Raw genomic sequence first — 22,676 nt, forward strand, 5'->3', positions numbered from 1 at the left:
CGTAGGCCCGTCGGCCCGTTGCCCCGGGGACACCGCAAGGTCGTTGCTCGGGGCAACGGGCTACCATGGGCGACCGTGACCAGTGCCGCTCCCGCCTCGCCCGCGGAACCCGCCCGCCCGCCGGCCGCCTTCCGCTCGTTCGTCGCCCTGGGCGACTCGTTCACCGAGGGGATGTCGGACCTGCTGCCGGGTGGCGGCTACCGCGGCTGGGCCGACCTGCTCGCGGCCCGCCTCGCGGCCCGGGAGCCGGAGTTCCGCTACGCCAACCTCGCGGTGCGCGGCAAGCTGATCGGGCAGATCACCGCCGACCAGGTCGCCCCCGCCGCGGCGATGGAAGCCGACCTGGTGACCCTGGTGGGCGGTCTCAACGACGTACTGCGGCCGGGCTGCGACACCGCGCGGGTGTGCGCGCTGCTGGAGGAGTCCGTCGCCACCCTGGCGCCCGCCTGCGGGACGCTGGTGCTGATGCGCAGTCCGGGGCGCCGCGGACCGGTGCTGGAGCGCTACCGGGCCCGGATGGAGCAGCTCTTCGGCTTCATCGACGAGCTGGCGGACCGGCACGGCGCACTGGTGGTCGACCTGTTCTCCTCGGAGGCGCTGGGCGACCCCCGCATGTGGGCCGACGACCGGCTGCATCTGACGGCGGAGGGGCACAGCAGGGTGGCCGAAGCGGTCTGGCAGCGGCTCGGACTGCCGCCCGGAAGCGACTGGAACACTCCGCTGCCGCCCGCCGCCGCACCGTCGTGGACCGCACGCCGCGCCGCGGACGCGCGCTTCGCCAGGGTCCACCTGCTGCCCTGGATCGGGCGGCGGCTGACCGGCCGCTCCTCGGGCGACGGCCGCGCCCCCAAGCGCCCGGAGCTGACCCCACTGGCCTGCGACGACACCGCCGGCTCCGGGGCCGCCCTCCCGCCGCCCCGGAGCGCCGGGGACCACGCGGCCCCGTAGACTCGGGCGGCGTGAGTGACAAGCCGCGCATCCCGAACGTCCTGGCGTCCCGCTACGCCTCCCCCGAACTGGTCCGCATCTGGTCCCCCGAGTCGAAGATCGTGCTGGAGCGGCGGCTGTGGCTCGCCGTGCTCAAGGCGCAGCGGGACCTGGGCATCGCCGTGCCCGAGGAGGCGCTGGCCGACTACGAGCGGGTGGTCGAGAACGTGGACCTCGCCTCGATCGCGGAGCGCGAGAAGGTCACCCGGCACGACGTGAAGGCGCGCATCGAGGAGTTCAACGCGCTGGCCGGGCACGAGCACGTGCACAAGGGCATGACCTCGCGGGACCTGACGGAGAACGTCGAGCAGCTCCAGATCCGGCTCTCCCTGGAGCTGGCCCGCGACCGTACCGTGGCCCTGCTGCAGCGGCTGGGCGCGCTGGCGGGCGAGCACGCGGCGCTGGTGATGGCGGGCCGCTCGCACAACGTCGCGGCACAGGCCACCACTCTCGGCAAGCGGTTCGCGACCGGGGCCGACGAGCTGCTGGTCGCCTTCGAACGGGTGGAGGAGCTGCTGCGCCGCTATCCCCTGCGCGGCATCAAGGGGCCGGTCGGCACCGCGCAGGACATGCTGGACCTGCTCGGCGGGGACGAGCAGAAGCTGACCGACCTGGAGCGCAGGATCGCCGAGCACCTCGGCTTCGGCCGGGTGTTCACCTCCGTCGGACAGGTCTACCCCCGCTCGCTGGACCACGAGGTGGTCGGCACGCTGGTACAACTGGCCGGTTCCCCCTCGTCGCTGGCCAGGACGATCCGGCTGATGGCCGGCCAGGAGCTGGTGACCGAGGGGTTCAAGGAGGGGCAGGTCGGCTCCTCGGCCATGCCGCACAAGATGAACACCCGCTCCTGCGAGCGCGTCAACGGCCTCATGGTGACCCTGCGCGGCTACGCCTCCATGGCGGGCGAGCTGGCCGGGGACCAGTGGAACGAGGGCGACGTGTCCTGCTCGGTGGTGCGCCGGGTCGCGCTGCCCGACGCCTTCTTCGCGTTCGACGGGATGCTGGAGACGTTCCTGACGGTGCTGGACGAGTTCGGCGTCTTCCCCGCCGTGGTGGCCCGGGAGCTGGACCGCTACCTGCCGTTCCTGGCGACGACGAAGGTCCTGATGGGCGCCGTGCGGGCCGGGGTCGGCCGGGAGGTCGCGCACGAGGCGATCAAGGAGCACGCGGTGGCCGCGGCCCTGGCGATGCGCGAGGGGGCGGAGCACAACGAGCTGCTGGACAGGCTCGCGGCGGACTCCCGCATCCCGCTCGACCGCACCGCGCTGGACGAACTGATGGCGGACCGGCTGTCGTTCACCGGCGCCGCGGCCGCGCAGACCGCGGAGATCGTCAGCCGCATGCAGGAGGTCGCCGCGCTGCACCCCGAGGCCGCCGGCTACCGGCCCGGAGCGATCCTCTGACTCCGCGGTTCACCGCCCGGCAGCTGGAGGCGGCCCGCGGCAAGCTGGTGCCGGACGTGGCGGCCGAGGGGCTGCGGGTGCTGTTCTGCGGTATCAACCCCGGGTTGCTCTCCGCCGCCACCGGCCACCACTTCGCCCGCCCCGGCAACCGGTTCTGGCCCGCGCTGCACGCCTCCGGGTTCACCCCGCGGCGGCTGCTCCCCGAGGAGGAGCGGGAGCTGCTCGCCCACGGGCTGGGCATCACCAACGTCGTGGCCCGTGCCACGGCACGCGCCGACGAGCTGACCCGCGCGGAGTTCACCGAGGGCGGGCGGCTGCTGGAGGCGAAGGCGGCACGGCTGCGGCCGAAATGGCTCGCGGTGCTGGGCGTGACCGCCTACCGCGCGGCCTTCGACGCCCCGGGCGCTGCGGTGGGACCGCAGGAGCGGCTGGTGGGCGGCGTGCCGGTGTGGCTGCTGCCCAATCCCAGCGGGCTCAACGCGCACTACACGCCGTCCGCGCTGGCCGAGAAGTTCGGCGAGCTGCGGGCGGCGTCAGCCGAGGACTGACGGTGCGCTCCTGCCCCGCTCCCCCGCGGCCGCCAGGAGCTGCAGCGGGAGGTCCTCGCCGCGCCGGGCCAGCCCGACGCCCACCCAGCGGTCCCCCACCGTCCACACGGCCAGCTCGGCCACCCGCCAGCACACCGTCCGCTCCGGCTCGGGCAGTGCGGCGCCCTGCGCGGCGGCCAGCAGGTGGGGGCCGAGGTCGACCGTCTCCGGCTCGCCCCACTGGCGGGACAGCAGGACGATCAGTGCTTCGTGGTCGGCGCGGACCTCCTGCTCGGCCTCCAGGAGTTCGACCGGGTCGCCGTCGGAGTCCGGATCCGCGGTACGTAACACGGCGGTCCGGGCGGCGGGTTCGGCCTGCAGCCGGCCGAGGGCGGCAAGGTGGTGCGCGAGGTGCATAGGAGCAGTCAACCTTCCGGCACTGACAGCCGGTTGGGCGGCCCGGCCGCCGCGGGCCGCCGCGGGGTCGCGGCACAGGGGAATCGCCCCTCGGAGCGGCCCCCGCTCGGCGCGGTGCGGCCGCCGCTCGCCGTGCTTCCCCGCACCGGTTACGATCCGCACCACACGCACAGGCAGGGAGGCGGAGCGTGAGCAAGCTGACCGGACGGGACCCCTCCCTGCTGCGGCGGATCAACTCCACGGTGGTGCTGCGGGCGCTGCGCGGGACGACGGCTCCGGCGGCGCTGACCCTCACCGAACTGGTGCAGGCCACCGAGTTGTCCCGGCCCACGGTCGAGGGCGTGATCGAGGATCTGATCGAGGCGGGGCTGGCCGCCGAGGCCGCGGACGCGTCGGCGCGACCGGGCGGCACGGCGCGCCGGGGGCGACCGGCGCGGAGCTTCCGGTTCCGCGCGGAGGCGGGGCAGCTGCTGGGCCTGGAGATCGGGCCGCACCGGGTGGCTGCCGTCCTCTCGGATCTGACCGGCCGGCTCACCGGCTCCCTGACCCGCGAGGTGGACGAGACGGCGGAGGCCGAGGCGCGGCTGGAGCGGATCCGGGGCACCGTCGCCGAGCTGCTGCGGCGGACCGGCACCGCCCGGGACGCGCTGCGCGCGGTCGGCGTGGGCACTCCGGGCATCGTGGAGGCGGACGGCACGGTGCGGCTGGGCACGGCACTGCCCGGCTGGACGGGGCTCGCGCTGGGCGAGCGGCTGCGCCGCTCGTTCCGCTGCCCGGTGCTGGTGGAGAACGACGCGAACGCCGCGGTGCTGGCCGAGCACTGGAAGGGTGCGGCGCGCGGCGTGGACGACGTGGTGATGGTGCTGGCCGGGCTGAGCCCCGGTGCCGGCTCGCTGATCGGGGGGCGGCTGCACCGGGGCTTCGGCGGTGCGGCCGGGGAGATCGGGGCGCTGCACCTGCTGGGCCGGGAGGTCACACCCGAGCGGCTGCTGTCCACGACCGACGAGCCGCTGCACCCGCTCGACGAGGCGGCCGTGGCCCGGGTGTTCGCGGAGGCCCGGGTCGGGGACGGCCGGGCGCGCAGGGCCATGGACCGCTTCCTCGCCCGGCTGGTGCACGACGTGGCGGCCCTGGTGCTGGCGCTGGACCCGGAGCTGCTGGTGGTCGGCGGCTGGGCCTCCGGACTGGACGGCGTACTGGACCCGCTGCGCGCCGAGTTGGAGCGCTACTGCCTGCGCCCGCCGCGGGTGGCGCTCTCCCGGCTGGGGGACACGGCGGTGGCGACGGGGGCCCTGCGGGTGGCCCTGGACCGCACCGAGAGCGAGCTGTTCACCGTGGAGGGCTCCGGGACCGCCGGTTGAGTGCCGCACCCGCGCTCGCTTCGCTCCGGCGGTCCGGGTGCCCGGGTCAGCTCGCCAGGACCGGGACCGGGTCGGTGTCGCTGAAGGAGAGCCGGCAGGTGTCGGCCCGGTAGGTCGCGACGGAGACGGCTGCGGTGCGGCCGTCGGACAGATAGCGCGTCGTGACGACCAGCACGGGCGCGCCGGGCAGCCGGTCGAGGCGGCGGGCGTCCTCGGCCCGTGCGGAGCCCAACTCGACCGTGCGGTCCTGCCCTCCGAAGGGGAGCCGGTGCAGCTCGCGCAGCACCGTGCGGGCGCGCGCCGCCTCGGATCCCTCGCCCGCGGGCACGGGGGGAACCGAGGTGGTGGGGACGTAGAGCACTTCGGAGGCGACCTGCTGGCCGCCGGTCGTCCGGCTGCGGAGCACCGCGTGCACGGGTGCGTCGGCCGCCACACCGAGAGTGCGGGCCACCGCGGCGGGGGCCGGGCCCTCGATGTACTCCTCGGCGTGCCAGGCGTCGCCCGGGGCGCCCGGCCAGGTGTGCGGGCCGGACTCGGAGCCGACGTCGACCCCCATCCGGGGCGGTGCGACCGTGGTGCCGACGCCGCGGCGGCGCTGCAGGCGCCCTTCCAGTTCGAGCTGCTCCAGGGCCTGGCGGAGCGTCGCGCGGGCGACTCCGAAGCGGGCGGCCAGTTCGCGCTCGTTCGGCAGGATCTCGCCGACCGCGAACTCCGAGTCGAGTGCCTCGGAGAGCACCGTCCTCAGCTGCCAGTACTTCGGCTCCGGCACCGTCTCCAACTGCGTGGTCCCCACCCTTGCCTCCGCAATCCCCGTACACCCGACGGACGGTGTGCGGCCGGTGTTTATGCGTCCTTGTTTTTTAAAGGTCCTTGCGTATGCCTCCCGACCTTAGGACGCCCCCCACCCTTGGTCAAGACCAATGCCCCGGGGGCGGCCCCTTGCCGCCCGACCCGTCGACTGCGATGATCGATCATCGATCACTGTCGGCCGCCGACGCCCGGAGGACCCATGCCGCGCCCCCGCACCCCCGCCTCGCTGCGACGTGTCACCGTCGTCACCGGTGCCGGACGCGGCATCGGCGCCGCCACGGCGCTGCGGCTCGCGCGGGACGGCCACCACATCGGCGTCAACTACGTGGCCGACGAGGAAGCGGCAGCACGTACCGCGGAGGCCGTCCGGGCCGCCGGACGCGAAGCCGTCACCGTCCGGGCCGACACCGGCGACCCGGACGCGGTGGACCACCTGTTCGACACCGTGCGGGACGCCCTCGGCCCCCTGACCGGACTGGTCAACAACGCCGGTGTCTCCGGACCGCTCGGCAGGTTCACCGAGACCTCGCCCGAGGTCATGCGGCGGGTCGTGGACGTCAACGTGACGGGAGCACTGCTGTGCGCGCGGCGCGCCCTGCGGGAGATGTCCACGGCCCACGGCGGGCAGGGCGGCGGAATCGTGAACATCTCCTCAAGCGCCGCCACTCTCGGCTCCCCCGGCGAGTACGTGCACTACGCGGCGTCGAAGGCCGCCGTCGACGCCATGACCGTGGGCCTGGCGAAGGAGTTCACCGGCGAGGACGTACGGGTCAACTGCGTGCAGCCGGGATCGGTCCTCACCGAGATGCACGCGCGGATGGGCGACCCGGACCGGGCGTGGAAGAAGGCCGAGATCACCCCGGCCCGGCGCCCCGGGGAACCGGAGGAGATCGCCGACGCCGTCGCCTGGCTGCTCTCCGACGAGGCGTCCTACGTCTCGGGGGCGGTCCTCAGAGCAGCAGGCGGCCTGTGAGGCCGGGCTCCTGCCCCGCCCCCGCCAGGTGAGCGAGCTTGGCCGGATTGCGGAGCAGATGGACCGTCCGCACCAGTCCGTCGGCCACCTCCAGGGAGAAGACCGTGTCCGGCCGTCCGGCGACCGTCAGCAGCACGGCCGGACCCCCGTTGAGCTCCAGGAAGCGGACCTCGAAGGCCGTATCCCGCATCCCCTCCGGGGCGACGGCGGCCAGGAACCTGCTGATCCGGTCGGCACCGACCACGACCCGGCGCGGCGCCTTGGCCGCCCCTCCGCTGTCGGCGACGAGCCGCGCGTCGGGCGCCAGCACCGAGACCAGTCCCCGCACATCGCCCTCCGCCGCGGCTCTCAGGAACCGCTCGGTCAGCTCCCGGCGCAGCGCGGGGTCGACCTCGAAGCGCGGCTTGCGCTCGGCCACATGCCGCCGGGCCCGCCCGGCGAGCTGACGCACGGCTGACTCACTCCGCTCCAGCGTCCCGGCGATCTCCGTGTACGGGAAACCGAACGCCTCACGCAGGACGAACACCGCGCGCTCCAGCGGCGAGAGCGACTCCAGCACCACCAGCACCGCCAGCGAGACCGACTCGGCCAGCATCGCGCGCTCGGCGCCGTCCGGGCCCTGCGCCGCCGGGCCCGGGCCGGTGAGCACCGGCTCGGGCAGCCAGGAGCCGACGTACGCCTCGCGCCGGGACTGCACCTGGCGGAGCCGGTCGATGGCCAGCCGTGTGGTGACGCGCACGAGGTACCCGCGCGGCTCGCGCACCTGCGCGCGGTCGGCCGCCGCCCACCGCAGCCACGCCTCCTGCACCACGTCCTCGGCATCGGCCACCCGGCCCAGCATCCGGTAGGCCACGCCGTCGAGCACCGGGCGGTGTTCCTCGAAGACCTCGGTCGCATCAGCGGTCACCGCGCCATCATGCCACCGGGGGCCGGGCCGCAGGACACGGGGCTTCCCTGGACGGACGCTTGCTGACATCGTGTCAACGAGTCGCGGCGGCGCACGCCCCCGGGCCGGGGCGCCGCACCGCCGACATGCCGCGCAGCACCGCAGGAACCAGGAGTTGCCATGCCCGCCGTCTTCACCCCGCAGACACCCTCAGGCGCCCCAGCCTCCGTGGTCGAGGTCCCGGTGGCCGGAGGACCACCGGTCGAGATGGCCTACGAGCGGCGCGGCTCGGGCGAGCCGATGCTGCTGCTGCACGGCATCGGCCACCACTGGCAGGCCTGGGAGCCGGTGCTGTCGGTGCTCGCGGGAAGCCACGAGGTGATCGCCCTCGACCTGCCCGGCTTCGGCGCCTCCCAGCCGCTGCCCGACGACGCCTCCTACGGGCTGGGCCGGGTGGTGCCGCTCCTCGCCGCGACCTGCACGGCCCTGGGAGTCGAACGCCCCCACGTGGTGGGCAACTCGCTGGGCGGACTGCTGGCCCTGGAGCTGGGCCTGCACGGCGCGGCACGTTCGGTCACCGCGCTCTCCCCCGCGGGCTTCTTCACCCGCCCCGAGCGGCTGTACGCCTACGCGGTGCTGCGCGGCATGCGGGCCGGGGCGCGAGCCCTGCCCGACCCCGCGCTGGAGGTGCTGGCCCGCACCCCTGCCGGGCGCGCCGCCCTGACCGGCACCATCTACGCGCGGCCCGGGCGGCGTCCGGCCGACGCCGTGGTGGCCGAGACCCGCGCGCTGCGGCAGGCGGCGGGCTTCGCCCCGGTACTGGCCGAGGGCCGCCGCCCCGCGGCGCGCTTCGACCAGGACCTCGGGGACCTGCCGGTGACGATCGGCTGGGGCGACCGGGACCGGCTGCTGCTGCGCCGCCAGGGCGTCCGTGCCAAGCGTGCGATGCCCGGCGCGCGCCTGGTGCGGCTGCGCAACTGCGGCCACGTACCGATGAACGACGACCCGGCCGCCGTCGCCCGCGTCGTCCTGGACACGGCCCGGCACGCGGACCGGCCGGGAACGGTTCGCAGCCGCACCTGAGCCCGGGCGCACGGCATCGGTTCGGTCCTCCGCCCGGCGCCCGCGCCGTCGTTTCCCGTCCGCCCCCCCGGGGGGGGGCACTGGGGGCGGACCGCCTCGTACCCGACAGCACCCGGCCGACGCGGGCGGATGCGAGGCTGTGGCCATGACTCTTCCCCCCGCATCCGGCGGCGTCGCGACCCGGACCGCGCGCCCCGAGGACTACGACGCGATCATCGCGGTGGCGGACGCCTGGTGGGGCAAGCCGGTGACGGGCCTGCTCCACCGGCTCCACCTGGACCACTTCCACGGCACCAGCCTGATCGCCGAGGGCCCGGGGGGTGAACTCACCGGTTTCGTCATCGGCTTCCTGTCCCCGTCCCGCGCCGACGAGGCCTACATCCACTTCACCGGGGTCGCCCCGGCGGCGCGGCGCACCGGGCTCGCGAGGTCGCTCTACGAGCAGTTCTTCGCCTGCGCGCGCCGGAACGAGCGCAGGGTCGTCAAGGCGATCACCTCGCCGCAGAACAGCCGCTCGATCGCCTTCCACACCGCGATGGGCTTCGCGTGCTCGGAACCGATCGCCGACTACGACGGCCCGGGGCAGGACCGCGTCGTACTCGCCCGCCGCCTGTGACATGGCGCCGCGCGGGCAGCCGGACCCGCACCTGCGCGGGTCCGGCGGAGGCCGTCAGCTCAGCGCCGTCTCGATGCGCAGCTCCAGCGCGCCCGCCTCGCTCTCCCGCTCGGCGACGGTCCCGTGCGGGTCGGGGCGCCCGGCCGGATAGGCGGCCCGCACCCGGGTGAGCCGGGTGACGGCCTGGTCGTAGCGGCCCAGGTCCACCTCGAGTGCGGCAGCCCGCAGCTCCGCGCTCGTCGCCTCGTGCAGACCGGCGTCGCCGCAGGAGTGGAAAGCCGCCACGGCACGCTCGGCGTACTCGACGCCCCGGGCGTAGCAGTCCAGCGCGGAGGCGCCCAGCTCTCCGGGGGCCGGCACCGGCACCGGCTCGACCAGCAGTTCGGCCGTCTGCCGGTAGGTGTGGCCGACCTCCAGACGGAGCCGGAGGCGCTGCTCCTCGTCCCGGGGGCCCTCCTCGGAGCGCAGCACCCGGGCGATCTCCTCCTGTGCCGCGGCCATGAACCCCAGCGCCTCCTCGACCGGCGCACCCGACTCCATGGCCAGCCAGCCCCGGGCGTGCAGCGTACGGATCACCGCATGCGGATCGCCCAGCTCCCGCCACAGCTCCTCGGCCCGGCCGTACAGCTCGCCCGCCGCGGTGTGCCGGCCGCAGGCACGGTGGGTGTCGGCCGCCAGGTGGGTGACGACGGCGCACCCGTGCCGGTCCCGCCACCGGTGCGGCAGCTCGGCCGCGCGGCGGAGCAGCCCGGCGGCGGCCCGCACCTGCTCGGGGCGGGTGCAGGACTGGCCGAGCCAGACGCACGCCTGCACGAGGCCCGGTTCGTCCTCGCGCTCCAGCAGGCCGCCGAGGGCCTCGACCAGGACGGCGGCCGCCTCGTCGGTCTCCTCCAGGACGAGCAGGCAGCCGCCGAGCCGGAGACCGGCCCGGGTGGCCTCCGCGGGGCTGCCCGAACCGGCCAGCGCGTGCGCCGCGTGCCGGAGCGATTCGGCCTCCTCGGCCAGCAGGCCCTGGGCCGCGTGCACGTCGGCGTGCAGCAGGTGCAGGCGCGCCAGGTCGGCGGACGGGCGCACGGCAGCGCCCGGCCGGTCCTGCAGGGCGCCGCGCAGCACCTCGGCGGCGCGCTTGTGGTCGCCGGTCTCCATCAGCAGTCGGGCCAGGGCCAGTTCCGGTCCGGTGGCGGACCACGGTCGGCCCGCCTCGTGGAAGAGGTCGGCGGACTCGGCCAGCAGTTCGCCCGCGCGCACCGCGTCGCCGCGCCGGGCTGCCAGCATGCCCCGCGTCTCGACGGCCTCGGCGATCCCGGCCCGGACAGCGGGCTCGCCACGGTCCCGCAGCGCGTACGCGACCAGGTCGGCAAGTTCCGCGTCGAGCGCGTCAGCCGCCGGGCCCAGCGGGTCGGCCGCACTCTCCGGACGCGCCGGCCCGGCCGCGTACTCCGCGTCGGCGGCCGGCGGCCGGTTGGCAGGGTTGGCCGCGTCGAAGGGGGTGCCGCCGCCGTTTCCCCCGTCGTCCTGCGCCCCGCCGAGGTCACGTGCGCGCACCCGGGCCCGGACCAGCAGCACGGCGGTGGCGTGCCGGGTGCCGACGCGCCCCGCGGCGTGCAGATGCTGGGCCTCGGCGCACAGTGCGTCGAGGGACTCGGGCGGCACTGCTGCCCCCTCGGGAGCGCGGGAGGCGGCGGAAGCGGCCCGCGCGCGGCACACCAGGGCTTCGCCGGGCAGGTCGGCCCCGGCGAAGAGGCTGGCGGCCTCCGCGAATCCGGCGGCACCGGCCGCCGGATCGGTCCGCGCCGCAGCTCGGGACCTGTGGTCGAGGAGTTCGGCCCGCGACACGTGGTCGAGCCGCTCCCCCGTACGGGCGGCGGCAGCAGCCGCCGCGGCCCACCGCGCGGCCGCCTCCGGGTGGCCGACGGCGCTCAGCCGCCGCGCCTGGGCCAGCAGCCGTTGCGCGTCCGGCACACCGGCGCCGGGCCCCGCACCGGCCTGCGGCCGGGGCTCGGTTCCGCGTCCCGTATCCGGCCGGCTCCCGGTTCCTGCCCCCGCGTCCGGCACCCGCTCCGTGCCGCTTCCCGCACCGGGCTCCGGCCTGCGCGGCGCCGCGCGGGCCGCGGGCGGCGCGGGGAACGCGACGGCGCCGACCCCCAGCGGCAGGTGCGGGACCAGCGGCCGGGCGGCGAGTCGGCGGCGCACCGCCGCGCGGTGCCCGCTGGTGCCGGCGCGCCGGTCGAAGCGTTCTGCGGTGTCCAGGGCCTGCGCGGCGGCATATTCCCGCAGGGACTCTGCGCTCCAGTCCCGTCCCGGAGGGCCGGGGACCGGCAGGGCGGTGTGCCCCAGGTCGCCGAGCCGGCGCATCAGCAGTGCGACGGCGGACATCCACGCCTGGTGGCCGGGCGCGTCCTGCTGCTCCTCCCACCGCGTCCCGTCCTGTTCGGCGAGGATCTCCAGGCCACGCGGCTCGTTGCCGGTGCGGGCGCAGAACTCCAGGTGCCGGGCGAGTGCACCGCGCCCGGTCGGCGCCTCCCGCACCAGCAGGCAGCCCGCGAGATGCCGGCTCCGCGCCTCCGCGGCGCGGCCCAGGCGCAGCAGCGGCCCCAGGGAGGCGGCCAGCAGGTAGGGGCGCCGGTCCGCGCAGGCGTACTCGCCGCGCAGCACCGGTTCCCACATCCGCAGCGCCGTCTCGTCCTGGGCTGCTCCGGCGCCCGGTGCCGCGGCCTCGGCCTCCTCGGCGCGCACGGCGTACGCGTGGCCGCGCCAGGCCAGTTCGCAGCCCGCGCAGTCGGCGCTGCGGTCGCGTTCCGCCTCCAGCCAGGCGCTGTAGGCGCGCGCGGCCCGCTGCCGGTCATCGAACCGCTGCGCGACCAGGAACTCGCGCGCGTACACGGCGCGCCGGGACAGCCCGGCGCGGTCGTGCTCGCGGGCCAGCAGGGTGAGCCACTCCTCGATCTCCGCCACCGGGACGGCCGGGTCGGCGACCAGGTCCGCCACGGCCCAGCGGAGGGACCACAGCAGCGCGAAGGCGTCCTCGGAGTCGAACGCCTCCGGGTCCTCGTCCCGCAGCCGCAATGCCTGGGCGACGGGGGCGGGAGTGGTGCGGGCCGCGGTCCCGAAGGCGCGGCTGGCGGCCAGGTGCAGCAGCGCCGCGCCCAGGGCGGACCGGCCCTCCCGGGTGCCGGCCTCCGCGGCCGCCTCGGCCTGCGCGACCAGTTCCTCGGCGCGTGCGACGCGTTCGGGCCCGTGCGGGGCCAGGCCGCTCGCCCGGATGTCCGTACGAAGCTCGGCAGGCGTACGGCTGGTGGTCATCGGGCCTCCTGGGCCGGGGTGGAACGGGTCGGGCGGGATGCGGGTGGAGTTGTCCGTGAAGCGGCAATCCTAGGCTGCGGTGAGCGGCCGGACACACGCAGTCGCGTGCCGCCTCTTCTGTCCGGTGTGGCACCGGTGTTCACTGGGGCTTCGGATGTACGGCAGACGGGAGGAGCAGACACACCACGGGAACGGGATACAGCTCGCCCGGGTGACGGGCGGCGCGCGGCGCCGCGGCGGATCTCCGGGGCGCGGGAGTGGTCCTCCGCTCCGCGGCCGGGGCCCGTCTCCGTCCCACGCTCCGAAGGCGCACACTCGCAACCTCTCGAGGAGGCCCGCACATGGCACAGGACGATCCGACCGGCAGCCGCCCCGCACGACGGGCCCTGCTGCGCGGCACGGCGGGCGCGGCGCTGTCGCTGCCGCTGCTGGGCCCCGCCGCCCCCGCGCAGGCGCGGCGCGGCAGGCCGTCCGCGGACTGGGGCGTGCAGACGGGCGACGTGACGGCGTCCTCCGGTCTGGTGTGGGTGCGCGCGGACCGCCGTGCGCGGATGGTGGTGGAGACGTCCGCGACCGAGAGCTTCCGCAGCCCGAAGCGGTGGTGGGGCCCGGTGGTGGGGCCGGAGACCGACTTCACCGGACGCACCGCGCTGCACGGGCTGCCCGCGGGCGAGCAGATCCACTACCGGGTGCTGCTGGCCGACCCGGACGATCCGCGGCGCGCGGGCCGGCCGGTGCACGGAACTTTCCGCACGGCACCGGCGCACCGGCACGACGTGCGCTTCCTGTGGTCGGGCGACCTGGCCGGGCAGGGCTGGGGCATCAACCCCGACCGGGGCGGATATCCGATCTTCGACCGGATGCGGCGGCTGGATCCGGACTTCTTCCTCAACAGCGGCGACACGATCTACGCCGACTCCCCCATCCAGGAGCGGGTGGAGCTGCCGGACGGCAGCATCTGGCGGAACGTCACCACCGAGGAGAAGTCCAAGGTGGCCGAGACGCTGGCGGAGTTCCGCGGCAACTTCCGCTACAACCTGCTGGCCGGAAACCTGCGCAGGTTCAACGCGCAGGTTCCCTCGATCGTGCAGTGGGACGACCACGAGGTGCTCAACAACTGGTACCCGGGCGAGCTCCTGGACGACGACCGCTACACCGAGAAGGACGTCTCCACTCTCGCGGCGCGCTCGCTGCGGGCCTTCGGCGAGTACTTCCCGGTCAGCACCCTGCCGCCCGGTGACGAGGACGGGCGCGTCCACCGAGTGGTGCGGCACGGTCCGCTGCTGGACGTGTTCGTGCTGGACATGCGGGCCTACCGGAACGCGAACTCGCCCGGCCGCAGCCCCGACGACCGCCAGGGCATTCTGGGCGAGCGGCAGTTGCGGTGGCTCAAGCGGGAGCTGTCGCGCTCGCGCGCGGTGTGGAAGGTGATCGCCTCGGACATGCCGTTGGGGCTGGTCGTGCCGGATGGCGGAACCGACTACGAGGCCGTCGCACAAGGTGATCCGGGCGCCCCGCTGGGCCGGGAGCTGCAGATCGCCGAACTGCTGCGGCACATCAAGCACCACCGCGTCACCGGAACGGTGTGGCTCACCACGGACGTGCACTACACCAGCGCGCAGCGGTACGACCCCGGCCGCGCCGCCTTCGCCGACTTCGCCCCGTTCTGGGAGTTCGTCTCCGGGCCGCTGAACGCGGGCGGTTTCGGAGCGCTGAAGCTGGACGGCACCTTCGGGCCCGAGCAGCGGTTCATCCGGGCCCCGGAGCGCGCCAACACTCCCCCGAGCGAGGGAGGGCAGCACTTCGGGCAGGTGGACATCGACGGCTCCACCGGGGAACTCACCGTGCGGCTGCGCGAGGAGAGTGGGGCGGTGCTGTTCACCAAGACGCTCCGGCCCGGCCGGGTGGGCCAGTGAGCCGGGCCGGGTGACGCGGTGACCGCACCGCGGGACGAGTACAGCTACACGCCGGTCGGCCGGACCGCGTACCGCGTGACCCCGCCCGGGTTCCGCGCACTGCGGGTCCGCACCCCGCTGGGCACCGGCGGGGCCGTCTTCGCGGCGGCCTCGCGGGCGCTGCTGGAGTGGCGCATGCACCGTGCGATGGGGGTCCGCATCGAGGCGGAAGCCGATCGCGCCGCACCCGGGGTGCGGGTGACGGTCGGCCTGGGCGTGGGAGCGCTGCGGGTGGGCGGACCGTGCCGGGTGGTGTGGGCCGTCGAGGAGGAGCGGCGCGCCGGATGGGCGTACGGGACGCTCCCGGGCCATCCGCAGCGCGGCGAAGAGGCCTTCCTCGTCGAACAAACGGCCGACGGCACCGTCCGGCTGACCGTGCGGGCCTACAGCGTGCCCGCGGTGTGGTGGACGCGGGCGGCGGGACCCGTGCTGCCGGTGTTGCAACGGAGCTACGCACTCCGGTGCGGACAGGTGCTGCGCAGGCTGGCCCGGGAGTGACCGGCGCGCTCCGCGGGATCGGCCCCGAGAGCCACGGTCGTGGCCTCGGGGGCGTACCGAGGGCCGCCGCACGGCCTGCCGCAAACGGGACTTTTGCTCGGCATGCGCTCTTTTTACGCACCTGTCATATGCCGTTCGTGGTCAGGCAACGACCGTCCGCGAGGATGCTCGTATGGCTGATGACCCTGCCGCGAAGAAGACGGACACCACCACCGGCACGGCGCCCCGCCGGCGGCGCGCGGCGCCGGCCGCACGACGCGGTCTGCGGGCGTGGCGCGTCCGGCCGGGCCGCGGCGGACGGGGGCTCCGGAGCGCCGCGGCGGCCGTGCGACGGTCCACCGGCAACGCCACCGCGCTGTGGCGGGTGCGCACGACCGTGCGGGACGAACCCGGCACCCTCGCCCGGATCTGCGGCGCCCTGGCAGCGGGCGGCGTCGACATCCTCACGCTCCAGACCCACCCGCTCGGCGACCGCACGGTGGACGAGTTCCTGCTGCGCACCTCCGACGCGGTACAGCCCCGGGAGCTGGCCCGGCTGCTCTCCGAAGCAGGCGGCACCGGCACCTGGGCGGAGCGGGCCGACGCACACGACCTGGTGGACACCCCGACCCGGGTGCTCAACCTGGCCACCAGGACGGCCCTGGACACGGCCGAACTCCCGTCGGCCCTGCGGGCGCTGCTGGGCCGCTGCTCGATCCGCTCGGTCCCCGGCGACACGCCCGCGGAAGGGGCGCTGGAGGGTACGCTGCTGCGCCTGCCCGACCCTGCCGGAGGAGAGATCGTCGTGGAACGGCACCATGTGCCCTTCACCCCCACCGAGTTCGCGCGGGCCCACGCGCTGGTGGAGCTGGACGCCCGGCTGGGGCGCCGCACCCCCGGGGAGCGGCACGCGCTGACGCTGCCCGGCGGCCGGTCCGTCACCATCCGCCGCGCCGACGAGGGCGATCTGGAGGCCGCGCTGGCCATGCACGCCCGCTGCTCGAAGCAGACACTCACCCAGCGGTACCACGGCCCCGTCAAGTACGCCGACCGCTATCTGCGACACCTGCTCTCCCCCCGGTTCGGCCGCACCCTGGCCGTGGAGTCGCCCGCGGGCGAACTGGTGGCGCTCGGGCACCTGCTGTGGGACGGCGACGAGACCGAGGCTGCGCTGCTGGTCGAGGACGCCTGGCAGCACCGGGGCATCGGCGCCGCCCTGCTGCGGCGGCTGACCGACATGGCCCGCGAGGCCCGCTGCGAGAGCGTCTACGCGGTGACCCGGTCCTCCAACACCGGCATGGTCGCGGCGATGCGCGGACTGGGGCTGCCGCTCGACTATCAGATCGAGGAGGGCACGCTGGTGGTGACCGCGACCCTGGCACCCGCGGCGGTCGCGCCCCACTGAGCCCCGGCCCCGCCGCGGTGCCCGCCGGCCGCACCCGCGCGCCGGCTCGGTGCCCCACCGGGTCGGCCCGGTGCTGACGGAAGGGGTACCGGCGTACGAGGATGGGCCCATGTCCGATGCGATCAACACAGCGACCCCCGGCCCCCTGCCCCGCCAGGTGGCAGACACCTACGTCGACGCAGTCGTCGAACTCGACCCGCTCACCGGCACCTACCTCGGGGTGCCCGAGTGCCACGGCAGGCTGCCGGACTTCTCCCCCGCAGGTCAGGAGGCGACGGCCGTCCTGAGCCGCACCACGCTGGAGGAGCTGACCGCGGCGGAGGCCCGGCCGGGCGCGGACAGCGACGAGGAGCGGCGCTGCGCCCGGCTGCTCCGCGAGCGGCTCACCGCCGAGCTGGCCGTCCACGAGGCCGGCGAGGGACTGCGCGCCGTCAGCAACCTCAACTCGCCGCTGCACGCGGTGCGCGGCATCTTCACGGTGATGCCCTCCGAGACGGAGGAGGACTGGAAGGCAGTCGCCGCCCGGATGCGGGCGATGCCGGTCGCGCTCGACGGATACCGCGCCTCGCTGGCCGAGGGGCTCGCCCGGAAGCTGTACGCCGGGCCCCGCCAGGTCGCCACCGTGCTGGAGCAGCTCGCGCAGTGGCTGGGCGAGAAGGACGCGGAGGACGACCGGGGCTGGTTCGCGGAGTTCGCCGGCGGCTGCCCCGACACCCTCCGGCCGGAACTGGGCGAGGCCGCCGCCGAGGCCACCCGCGCCGTCGCGGAACTGCGCGACTGGCTGCGGGACGTGTACGCGCCGGGTGTCGCCGGAGCACCGGAGACGGTGGGCCGCGAGCGGTACGCGCGCTGGGCGCGCTACTGGAACGGCGCGGACCTGGACCTGGAGGAGTCCTACCGCTACGGCTGGCAGGAATTCCACCGGCTGCTGGCCGAGATGCGCACCGAGGCGGAGAAGATCCTGCCCGGCGCCCGGACCCCCTGGGAGGCGCTGCGCCACCTGGACACCCATGGCGAAGCCGTGGAGGGTGTCGACGAGGTCCGCGACTGGCTCCAGGCGCTGATGGACGAGGCGATCGCCGAGCTGGACGGCACGCACTTCGAACTCGCCGAGCCGGTACGCCGGGTGGAGGCCCGCATCGCCCCGCCCGGCAGCGCGGCCGCGCCGTACTACACCCAGCCGTCGCTGGACTTCTCCCGGCCGGGCCGCACCTGGCTGCCGACCATGGGCGAGACCCGGTTCCCGGTCTACGACCTGGTCACCACCTGGTACCACGAAGGCGTACCCGGACACCATCTGCAGCTCGCGCAGTGGACGTACGTCGCCGACAAGCTCTCGCGCTACCAGACGACCGTGGGCATGGTCAGCGCCAACGCCGAGGGCTGGGCGCTGTACGCCGAGCGGCTCATGGACGAGCTGGGCTTCCTGACCACGCCGGAGCGGCGGCTGGGCTATCTGGACGCGCAGATGATGCGCTCCACCCGGGTGATCGTCGACATCGGCATGCACCTGGAGTTGGAGATCCCTGCCGACTCGCCCTTCCACCCGGGTGAGCGGTGGACTCCGGAACTGGCCCAGGAATTCTTCGGCATGCACAGCGGGCGCCCTGCGGACTTCGTGGAGAGCGAACTGGTGCGCTACCTGGGGATGCCGGGGCAGGCCATCGGCTACAAGCTGGGCGAGCGCGCCTGGCTGGAGGGCCGCGCGGCCGCGCAGCGCGCACACGGCGCCGCCTTCGACGCCAAGGCCTGGCACATGGCGGCCCTCTCGCAGGGCTCCCTCGGACTCGACGACCTGGTGGCGGAGCTGTCCGCGCTCTGAACCGCCGCGCGCGCTGCCGGACCGGCCGTGGGGCGGGTCCGGCAGCACCGCCGGACGGCCGACCGGTCGGGGCGCGGGTCCTGGTCGTCCGCGCGGGGCCCGGCCGCCGTCCGGGCCGGTCAGGTGTCGGCCGGGGCGGCCCGGTGGCGCAGGGTGGAGCCCGCGCGCGCCTTGACGACCTCCAGCTGGGCGGGCACCCGGCGGCGCAGATCGGCCACGTGGCTGACGATGCCGACACAGCGGTCCCGCTCGCGCAGCGAGTCGAGGACGTCCAGCACCTCGTCCAGCGTCTGCTCGTCCAGACTGCCGAAGCCCTCGTCGATGAAGAGGGTCTCCAGCCGAGTGCCGCCGGCCTCCTCGGTCACCACATCGGCCAGCCCGAGGGCGAGGGCCAGCGAGGCGAAGAAGGTCTCACCGCCGGAGAGTGTCGCGGTGTCCCGCTCGGCACCCGTCCAGGCGTCCACGACGTGCAGCCCGAGCCCGGATCTGCCCCGCCCGCCGGACCGTTCGTCGGAGTGCACGAGCGTGTAGCGGCCGCCGGACATCCGGCCGAGCCGCGCCGAGGCCGCGGCGGCGACCTGTTCGAGCCGGGCGGCCAGCACATAGGACTCCAGCCGCATCCGGCGCTCGTTCTCCGGTGAGGTGCCGGCGGCCAGCCCGGCCAGCCGGGCGACGCGCTCGTAGGAGCCGCGCAGCGGCGCCACCCGCCGGACCCGGTCGGCGGCCCGCTCACCCAGGCCGTCCAGCGCCTCCACCCGGCCGCGCGCGGCGTGCCGTTCGGCGTCCGCGGCCCGGAGCCGTTCCTCGGCGGCCTCGGCGGCGGCCCGTGCCGCCTCCGGCTCCGCGGCCGGCCGGTCCGCGGCCGCGGCCAGCTCGGGGTCGGCCAGTTCCTCCGCGGCGGCGGCCTCCTCCGCCTGCCGGCGCTCCAGCCGGGTCCGCAGCTCGCGCTGCCGGGGCTCGGGCAGTACCGCGCCCTCCGCCTCCTCGGGTGCGGCGAAGCCGGCGCGGCCGACCGCCTCCGACCGCTGCGCGGCGGCCTCGGTGAGCCGTTCGGCGGTGCGGGCGGCTGCGCGGGCTGCCTCGGCGGTGCGGGAGAGCAGACCGACCCGGCGTTCCAGCTCCGCGCAGCGGGCGGCGACGCTGGGTGCCGCGCCGCGTGCTCTGCTCAGCCGCTCGGTGAGCGCCGCCAGTTCCCGCTGCAGCGCCTCCCGGGTCGAGGTGCGCGCGGCGGCCCGGCGCTCGGCTTCCTGGCGGGCCGCGCTCCGCTCGGTGTGCTCCCGCTCGGCGGCGGCCAGCGCCTCGCGGGCCTCATGGGCGCCGGACGCCTGGGTGCGGGCCCGGGCGTGCTCCTGCTCCAGGGCGGTGACGGCACTGGCCAGTTGCTCGGTGCCGCCGTCGGCCGCTGCCCCGGCTCCTTCCCCGGTTGCTTCGGCCGCCGCTTCGGCTGCCGCCTCGGTGCGGCTGTCGCGCAGCGCGGCGAGCCGCTGCTCGGCCGAGCGGTGGTGCTCGGCTGCCCGCTGCGAGCGGGCGAGCGCCTCCTCCTCTGCCGCCCGGTCCACGTGGCCGGGCTCCGCGCGGGCCGGATCGGGATGTTCGGTGGCGCCGCACACGGCGCAGGGGGTGCCCGCGGCCAGGTTCGCGGCGAGCTCCGCCGCGATGCCGCGCAGCCGCCGCTCCCGCACCGCGAGCCAGTATTCCTTGGCGTCGGCGGCCTCCTCGCGGGCCCGGCGCCGCACCTCGTCGGCCGACTCGATCTCGATGTCCAGCCGGTCCCGGCGGTGCGCAGCCTGCAGGCGGGCGCGGGCGGGGTGCAGACGGCCCGCCAGGTGCTCGGCACGGGTGGCGGCCTCCAGTGCCTCGGCCACCCGCCGTTCGAGGCCGCGCTGCTGCTCCTCCCAGCCCCCCAGCCACTCCCCCGTCTCGCGGAGGAGGTCGTCGTCGGTCCGGGACTCGGCGTCCAGTCGGTGCAGTTCGGTCTCGATCGCGGCGGCGCGCGGTTCCTCCTCGCGGGTGACCCGCAGTGCCCCCAGTTCCTGCCGCAGTTCACCTTCCAGCGCTGACAGCCGGTCGGGGCCGGCGTCGGCGAGAGCGTCCGGGAGGTCCGCACGCGCCTCCCGTTCCGCGGCTCGGGCCCGGGTGTGCTCCTGCTGTGCGGTGCTGTGCAGCCGCAGGGCGGGCAGCACCGTGTCGGCGGCCTGCGCCCGCTCCAGCAGCTGCCGCTCCGCGTCCCGCTCCGCGGTGCCCGCCGCCAGTTCCTCGGAGCGCTGCCGGGCATGCGCGAACTGCTGCTGCGCGCGGGCCAGGTCCCGGACCTCTTCCAGCTCCCGGACGGCCTCCGTGTGGCGTGCCCGAGCGGTGTCGGCGGCGAGGGCCGCGCCGGCGTGGCGTTCCCGCGCGTGGGTCCGGGCCTGCGCCGCCCAGACCAGGACGGAGTCTGCGAGACCGGGGTCGCCGGGGGCGAGCCCGTCGCGCGCGGGGGACTCGGCGGGCGGCGCCGCCCGGCCGCGGGCGCCGCCGCGGGCCCGCGCGCTTCCGCCGCCGCGGGCGTCCGGCGCCGAGCCGCGGGCCGAGCCGGTGCGCTGGCCGGGGAGCGGGTCGGCGGCAGGGGTGTCCGCGGGACCTTCGGCGAGCTCCGCGGGGTCGCCGACGGCCTGCCGCATCCGGTGGGCGAGGGCCAGCAGGTCCTCGTCGGCGGCGACGACCTGGCGCTGGGCGGTCTTGCGCATCCGTGCGAGTTCTTCCTCGACGGCGGCGAACCGGCCGGTGTCGAAGAGCCGACCCAGCAGCTTGGCCCGGTCCTCGGCACCCGAGCGCAGGAACCGGGCGAAATCGCCCTGCGGCAGCAGCACCACCTGACAGAACTGGTCCTTGCTCATGCCCAGGGCCTGCCCGATCTCCTCACCGATCTCCTGGTGGGAGCGGCTGAGCCCCTGCCACTCGCCCGCGGCCGGGTCCCAGGCGCGCAGTTCGCAGCGGGCGCGTTCGCGGGTGAGGCCGGTGCCCCGGGCCTTGGGCCGCAGCTGCTCGGGGGCGCGGGTGACCTCCAGCCGCCGGCCCGCCACGGTCAGGTCGAGGACGACCTGGGTCCGCACGCGCGGGTCGGCGTGGTCGCTGCGCAGGGTGCCGCCGGGCTGCTGGCGGGCGCCGGGCACGCCGCCGTAGAGCGCGAAGCAGACGGCGTCCAGCACCGAGGTCTTGCCCGCGCCGGTGGCTCCGTGCAGCAGGAACAGCCCGGCCGAGGAGAGCGTGTCGAAGTCGACGGTGTGCGTGCCGCCGAACGGGCCGAAGGCGGTGAGGGACAGCCGGTGGAGCCTCAACGGGTCACCGCCCGCACACCGTGCTGACCCGGGCGCCGGCCGTCGGCCGGGGGCCGCGCCGCACGCGGGGCGGCAGCGGCGTCCGGCTCGGCCTCGACGACCCGGACGGCCTCCAGCGCCTGCCCGAGCATCTCACGCTCCTCGGGCGCCGCCTGCTGTCCGGGGCGTACATGGCCGACGAAGTCCTCGGTGATCTGCCGGTCGGTGCGCCCGCTGAGCCGTGCGGCGTAGGAGCGGGCGTCGCCGTCCTCCTCCCTGTCGGGTGCGAAGACGAGACTGACGGTGTGCGGGAAGCGCGCGGTCAGCCGGGCCATCGGGTCGTGCGGGCGGGCCGCGTCGGTGAGCGTGGCCTCCACCCAGGAGCCGGTGTGCTGCTCGAGGGCCGGGTCCTCCAGCAGCTCCGCCAGCCTGCCGCGCAGCCGGGCGAGCGGCCGGGGGACGGGGCAGGGCAGCCGCTCGGCCGCCGGTTCGCCCGAGGGGCCGAGTTCGACCAGCCACATGGACTTCCGGTGCCCGGCCTCGGAGAACGAGTAGGCGATCGGGGTGCCGGAGTAGCGGATCCGCTCGGAGAGGGTCTGACAGTTGTGCAGGTGGCCGAGCGCGACGTAGTCGACCCCCTCGAAGACCGAGGCGGGCACCGAGGCGACACCGCCGACGGTGATGTCCCGTTCGCTGTCGCAGACTTCGGCGCCGGTCACGAAGGCGTGGGCCAGCACGACGGAGCGCGTCCCGGCCGGACGGGCGGCGAGGTCGGCGCGGATCCGGTCCGTCGCGGCGCGGAGCACGGCGGTGTGGCCGCCGCTCTTGGCACCGAGCGTCTCGCGCACCAGCGAGGGCTCCAGGTAGGGCACTCCGTAGACGGCCACCGGACCGCCTCCGTCGGCGGGTTCGAGGAGTACGGGAGTGCCGCACTCGCGGGGGTCGGTGCGCAGGTGGACCCCGGCGCGGCCGAGCAGTTTCGCGCCGACCCCCAGCCGGCGTGCCGAGTCGTGGTTGCCGGAGATCATCACGGTGGGCACGCCGAGGTCCGCGAGGCGGGAGAGCGTCCGGTCGAACATCTCGACGGCGGCGAGGGAGGGGACCGCGCGGTCGTAGACGTCGCCGGAGACCAGCACGGCGTCCACCGCCCGCTCCTCGACGGTGGCGACCAGGTGGTCCAGGAAGGCGTGCTGGGCGTCGAGGAGGCTCACGCGGTGGAAGCTCCGGCCCAGATGCCAGTCCGAGGTGTGCAGCAGACGCATGGTCAACGACCCTAAGGCCCACCACCGACAGTGCGGGCCCGCGGGCCCGGGGGGGGGGGGGGGGGGGGGGGGGGGGGGGGGGGGGGGGGGGGG

17 protein-coding genes are annotated in these 22,676 nt (G+C 75.8%); 11 read left to right on the forward strand and 6 right to left on the reverse strand.

Annotated features, from left to right (window positions below):
• The first annotated feature begins 75 nt into the window (after positions 1-75).
• From ACFYNS_RS02255 to mug, 3 genes are read left to right on the forward strand one after another with little or no spacing between them, the layout of a single operon-like run.
• Positions 76-948, forward strand: coding sequence for an SGNH/GDSL hydrolase family protein (locus tag ACFYNS_RS02255; RefSeq protein ID WP_360296725.1), 873 nt, complete (start codon positions 76-78; stop codon positions 946-948).
• Between the two features lie 11 nt (positions 949-959).
• Positions 960-2,390 (forward strand): adenylosuccinate lyase, encoded by a 1,431-nt coding sequence (gene purB, locus ACFYNS_RS02260; RefSeq protein WP_388600169.1) that lies wholly within the window; start codon positions 960-962, stop codon positions 2,388-2,390.
• A gap of 47 nt (positions 2,391-2,437) precedes the next feature.
• Positions 2,438-2,938 carry a G/U mismatch-specific DNA glycosylase gene (gene mug, locus ACFYNS_RS02265; RefSeq protein ID WP_360296731.1) on the forward strand — a complete coding sequence of 167 codons (501 nt, stop codon included), beginning with the start codon at positions 2,438-2,440 and terminating at the stop codon, positions 2,936-2,938.
• Here the strand turns inward: mug and ACFYNS_RS02270 are convergent.
• On the reverse strand, positions 2,924-3,334 hold the full coding sequence (locus ACFYNS_RS02270) for a hypothetical protein (RefSeq protein ID WP_360296734.1): 411 nt from the start codon (positions 3,332-3,334) through the stop codon (positions 2,924-2,926). The genes mug and ACFYNS_RS02270 overlap by 15 nt on opposite strands.
• Before the next feature lie 188 nt (positions 3,335-3,522).
• Between ACFYNS_RS02270 and ACFYNS_RS02275 the strand changes: the two genes are divergently transcribed.
• Positions 3,523-4,695: an ROK family protein gene (locus tag ACFYNS_RS02275; protein ID WP_360296737.1), complete on the forward strand. Its 1,173-nt coding sequence runs from the start codon at positions 3,523-3,525 to the stop codon at positions 4,693-4,695.
• A gap of 46 nt (positions 4,696-4,741) precedes the next feature.
• Here the strand turns inward: ACFYNS_RS02275 and ACFYNS_RS02280 are convergent, their stop codons facing one another.
• Entirely contained in the window at positions 4,742-5,488 is a 747-nt protein-coding gene (locus tag ACFYNS_RS02280; RefSeq protein ID WP_360296740.1) for a GntR family transcriptional regulator, read from the reverse strand.
• A gap of 216 nt (positions 5,489-5,704) precedes the next feature.
• Between ACFYNS_RS02280 and ACFYNS_RS02285 the strand changes: the two genes are divergently transcribed.
• Positions 5,705-6,478 carry an SDR family oxidoreductase gene (locus tag ACFYNS_RS02285; protein ID WP_388600173.1) on the forward strand — a complete coding sequence of 258 codons (774 nt, stop codon included), beginning with the start codon at positions 5,705-5,707 and terminating at the stop codon, positions 6,476-6,478.
• Here ACFYNS_RS02285 and ACFYNS_RS02290 read toward each other — a convergent pair.
• Positions 6,456-7,385: an RNA polymerase sigma-70 factor gene (locus ACFYNS_RS02290; RefSeq protein ID WP_388600176.1), complete on the reverse strand. Its 930-nt coding sequence runs from the start codon at positions 7,383-7,385 to the stop codon at positions 6,456-6,458. The two genes, ACFYNS_RS02285 and ACFYNS_RS02290, sit on opposite strands and share 23 nt — an antisense overlap.
• Before the next feature lie 159 nt (positions 7,386-7,544).
• Here ACFYNS_RS02290 and ACFYNS_RS02295 point away from each other — a divergent pair, with 159 nt between their 5' ends.
• Together ACFYNS_RS02295 and ACFYNS_RS02300 are read left to right on the forward strand one after the other, a co-directional pair.
• Positions 7,545-8,447, forward strand: a complete 903-nt coding sequence (locus tag ACFYNS_RS02295) for an alpha/beta fold hydrolase (RefSeq protein WP_388600178.1) — start codon at positions 7,545-7,547, stop codon at positions 8,445-8,447.
• 145 nt (positions 8,448-8,592) lie between these two features.
• Positions 8,593-9,063, forward strand: coding sequence for a GNAT family N-acetyltransferase (locus tag ACFYNS_RS02300; protein WP_360296752.1), 471 nt, complete (start codon positions 8,593-8,595; stop codon positions 9,061-9,063).
• 54 nt (positions 9,064-9,117) lie between these two features.
• Here ACFYNS_RS02300 and ACFYNS_RS02305 read toward each other — a convergent pair whose 3' ends face one another.
• Complete coding sequence (locus tag ACFYNS_RS02305) at positions 9,118-12,366, reverse strand: hypothetical protein (RefSeq protein ID WP_388600181.1); 3,249 nt, start codon at positions 12,364-12,366, stop codon at positions 9,118-9,120.
• A gap of 341 nt (positions 12,367-12,707) precedes the next feature.
• Between ACFYNS_RS02305 and ACFYNS_RS02310 the strand changes: the two genes are divergently transcribed.
• The 4 genes from ACFYNS_RS02310 to ACFYNS_RS02325 all read left to right on the forward strand — a co-directional run bounded on the left by ACFYNS_RS02310 (position 12,708) and on the right by ACFYNS_RS02325 (position 18,025).
• Positions 12,708-14,282 carry an alkaline phosphatase D family protein gene (locus tag ACFYNS_RS02310; RefSeq protein WP_388600183.1) on the forward strand — a complete coding sequence of 525 codons (1,575 nt, stop codon included), beginning with the start codon at positions 12,708-12,710 and terminating at the stop codon, positions 14,280-14,282.
• An 18-nt stretch (positions 14,283-14,300) separates the two neighbouring features.
• Positions 14,301-14,819: a DUF1990 domain-containing protein gene (locus ACFYNS_RS02315; RefSeq protein ID WP_360303220.1), complete on the forward strand. Its 519-nt coding sequence runs from the start codon at positions 14,301-14,303 to the stop codon at positions 14,817-14,819.
• 172 nt (positions 14,820-14,991) lie between these two features.
• A complete protein-coding gene (locus ACFYNS_RS02320) occupies positions 14,992-16,203 on the forward strand; it encodes a GNAT family N-acetyltransferase (protein ID WP_360303222.1) in 1,212 nt (403 codons plus the stop codon).
• A gap of 109 nt (positions 16,204-16,312) precedes the next feature.
• Positions 16,313-18,025 carry a DUF885 domain-containing protein gene (locus tag ACFYNS_RS02325; RefSeq protein ID WP_360303224.1) on the forward strand — a complete coding sequence of 571 codons (1,713 nt, stop codon included), beginning with the start codon at positions 16,313-16,315 and terminating at the stop codon, positions 18,023-18,025.
• Positions 18,026-18,144: 119 nt separating this feature from the next.
• Here ACFYNS_RS02325 and ACFYNS_RS02330 read toward each other — a convergent pair whose 3' ends face one another.
• Both ACFYNS_RS02330 and ACFYNS_RS02335 read right to left on the reverse strand, forming a co-directional pair.
• The gene (locus ACFYNS_RS02330) at positions 18,145-21,342 is read right to left on the reverse strand and encodes an AAA family ATPase (protein ID WP_388600186.1); all 3,198 of its coding nucleotides are present in this window, start codon (positions 21,340-21,342) and stop codon (positions 18,145-18,147) included.
• Positions 21,339-22,583 (reverse strand): exonuclease SbcCD subunit D, encoded by a 1,245-nt coding sequence (locus tag ACFYNS_RS02335; protein WP_388600189.1) that lies wholly within the window; start codon positions 22,581-22,583, stop codon positions 21,339-21,341. Before ACFYNS_RS02335 ends, ACFYNS_RS02330 begins: the two co-directional genes overlap by 4 nt.
• Between the last annotated feature and the right edge of the window lie 93 nt (positions 22,584-22,676).

It is taken from the genome of Streptomyces sp. NPDC006925 (assembly GCF_042869575.1).
Taxonomy (GTDB): Bacteria; Actinomycetota; Actinomycetes; order Streptomycetales; family Streptomycetaceae; genus Streptomyces.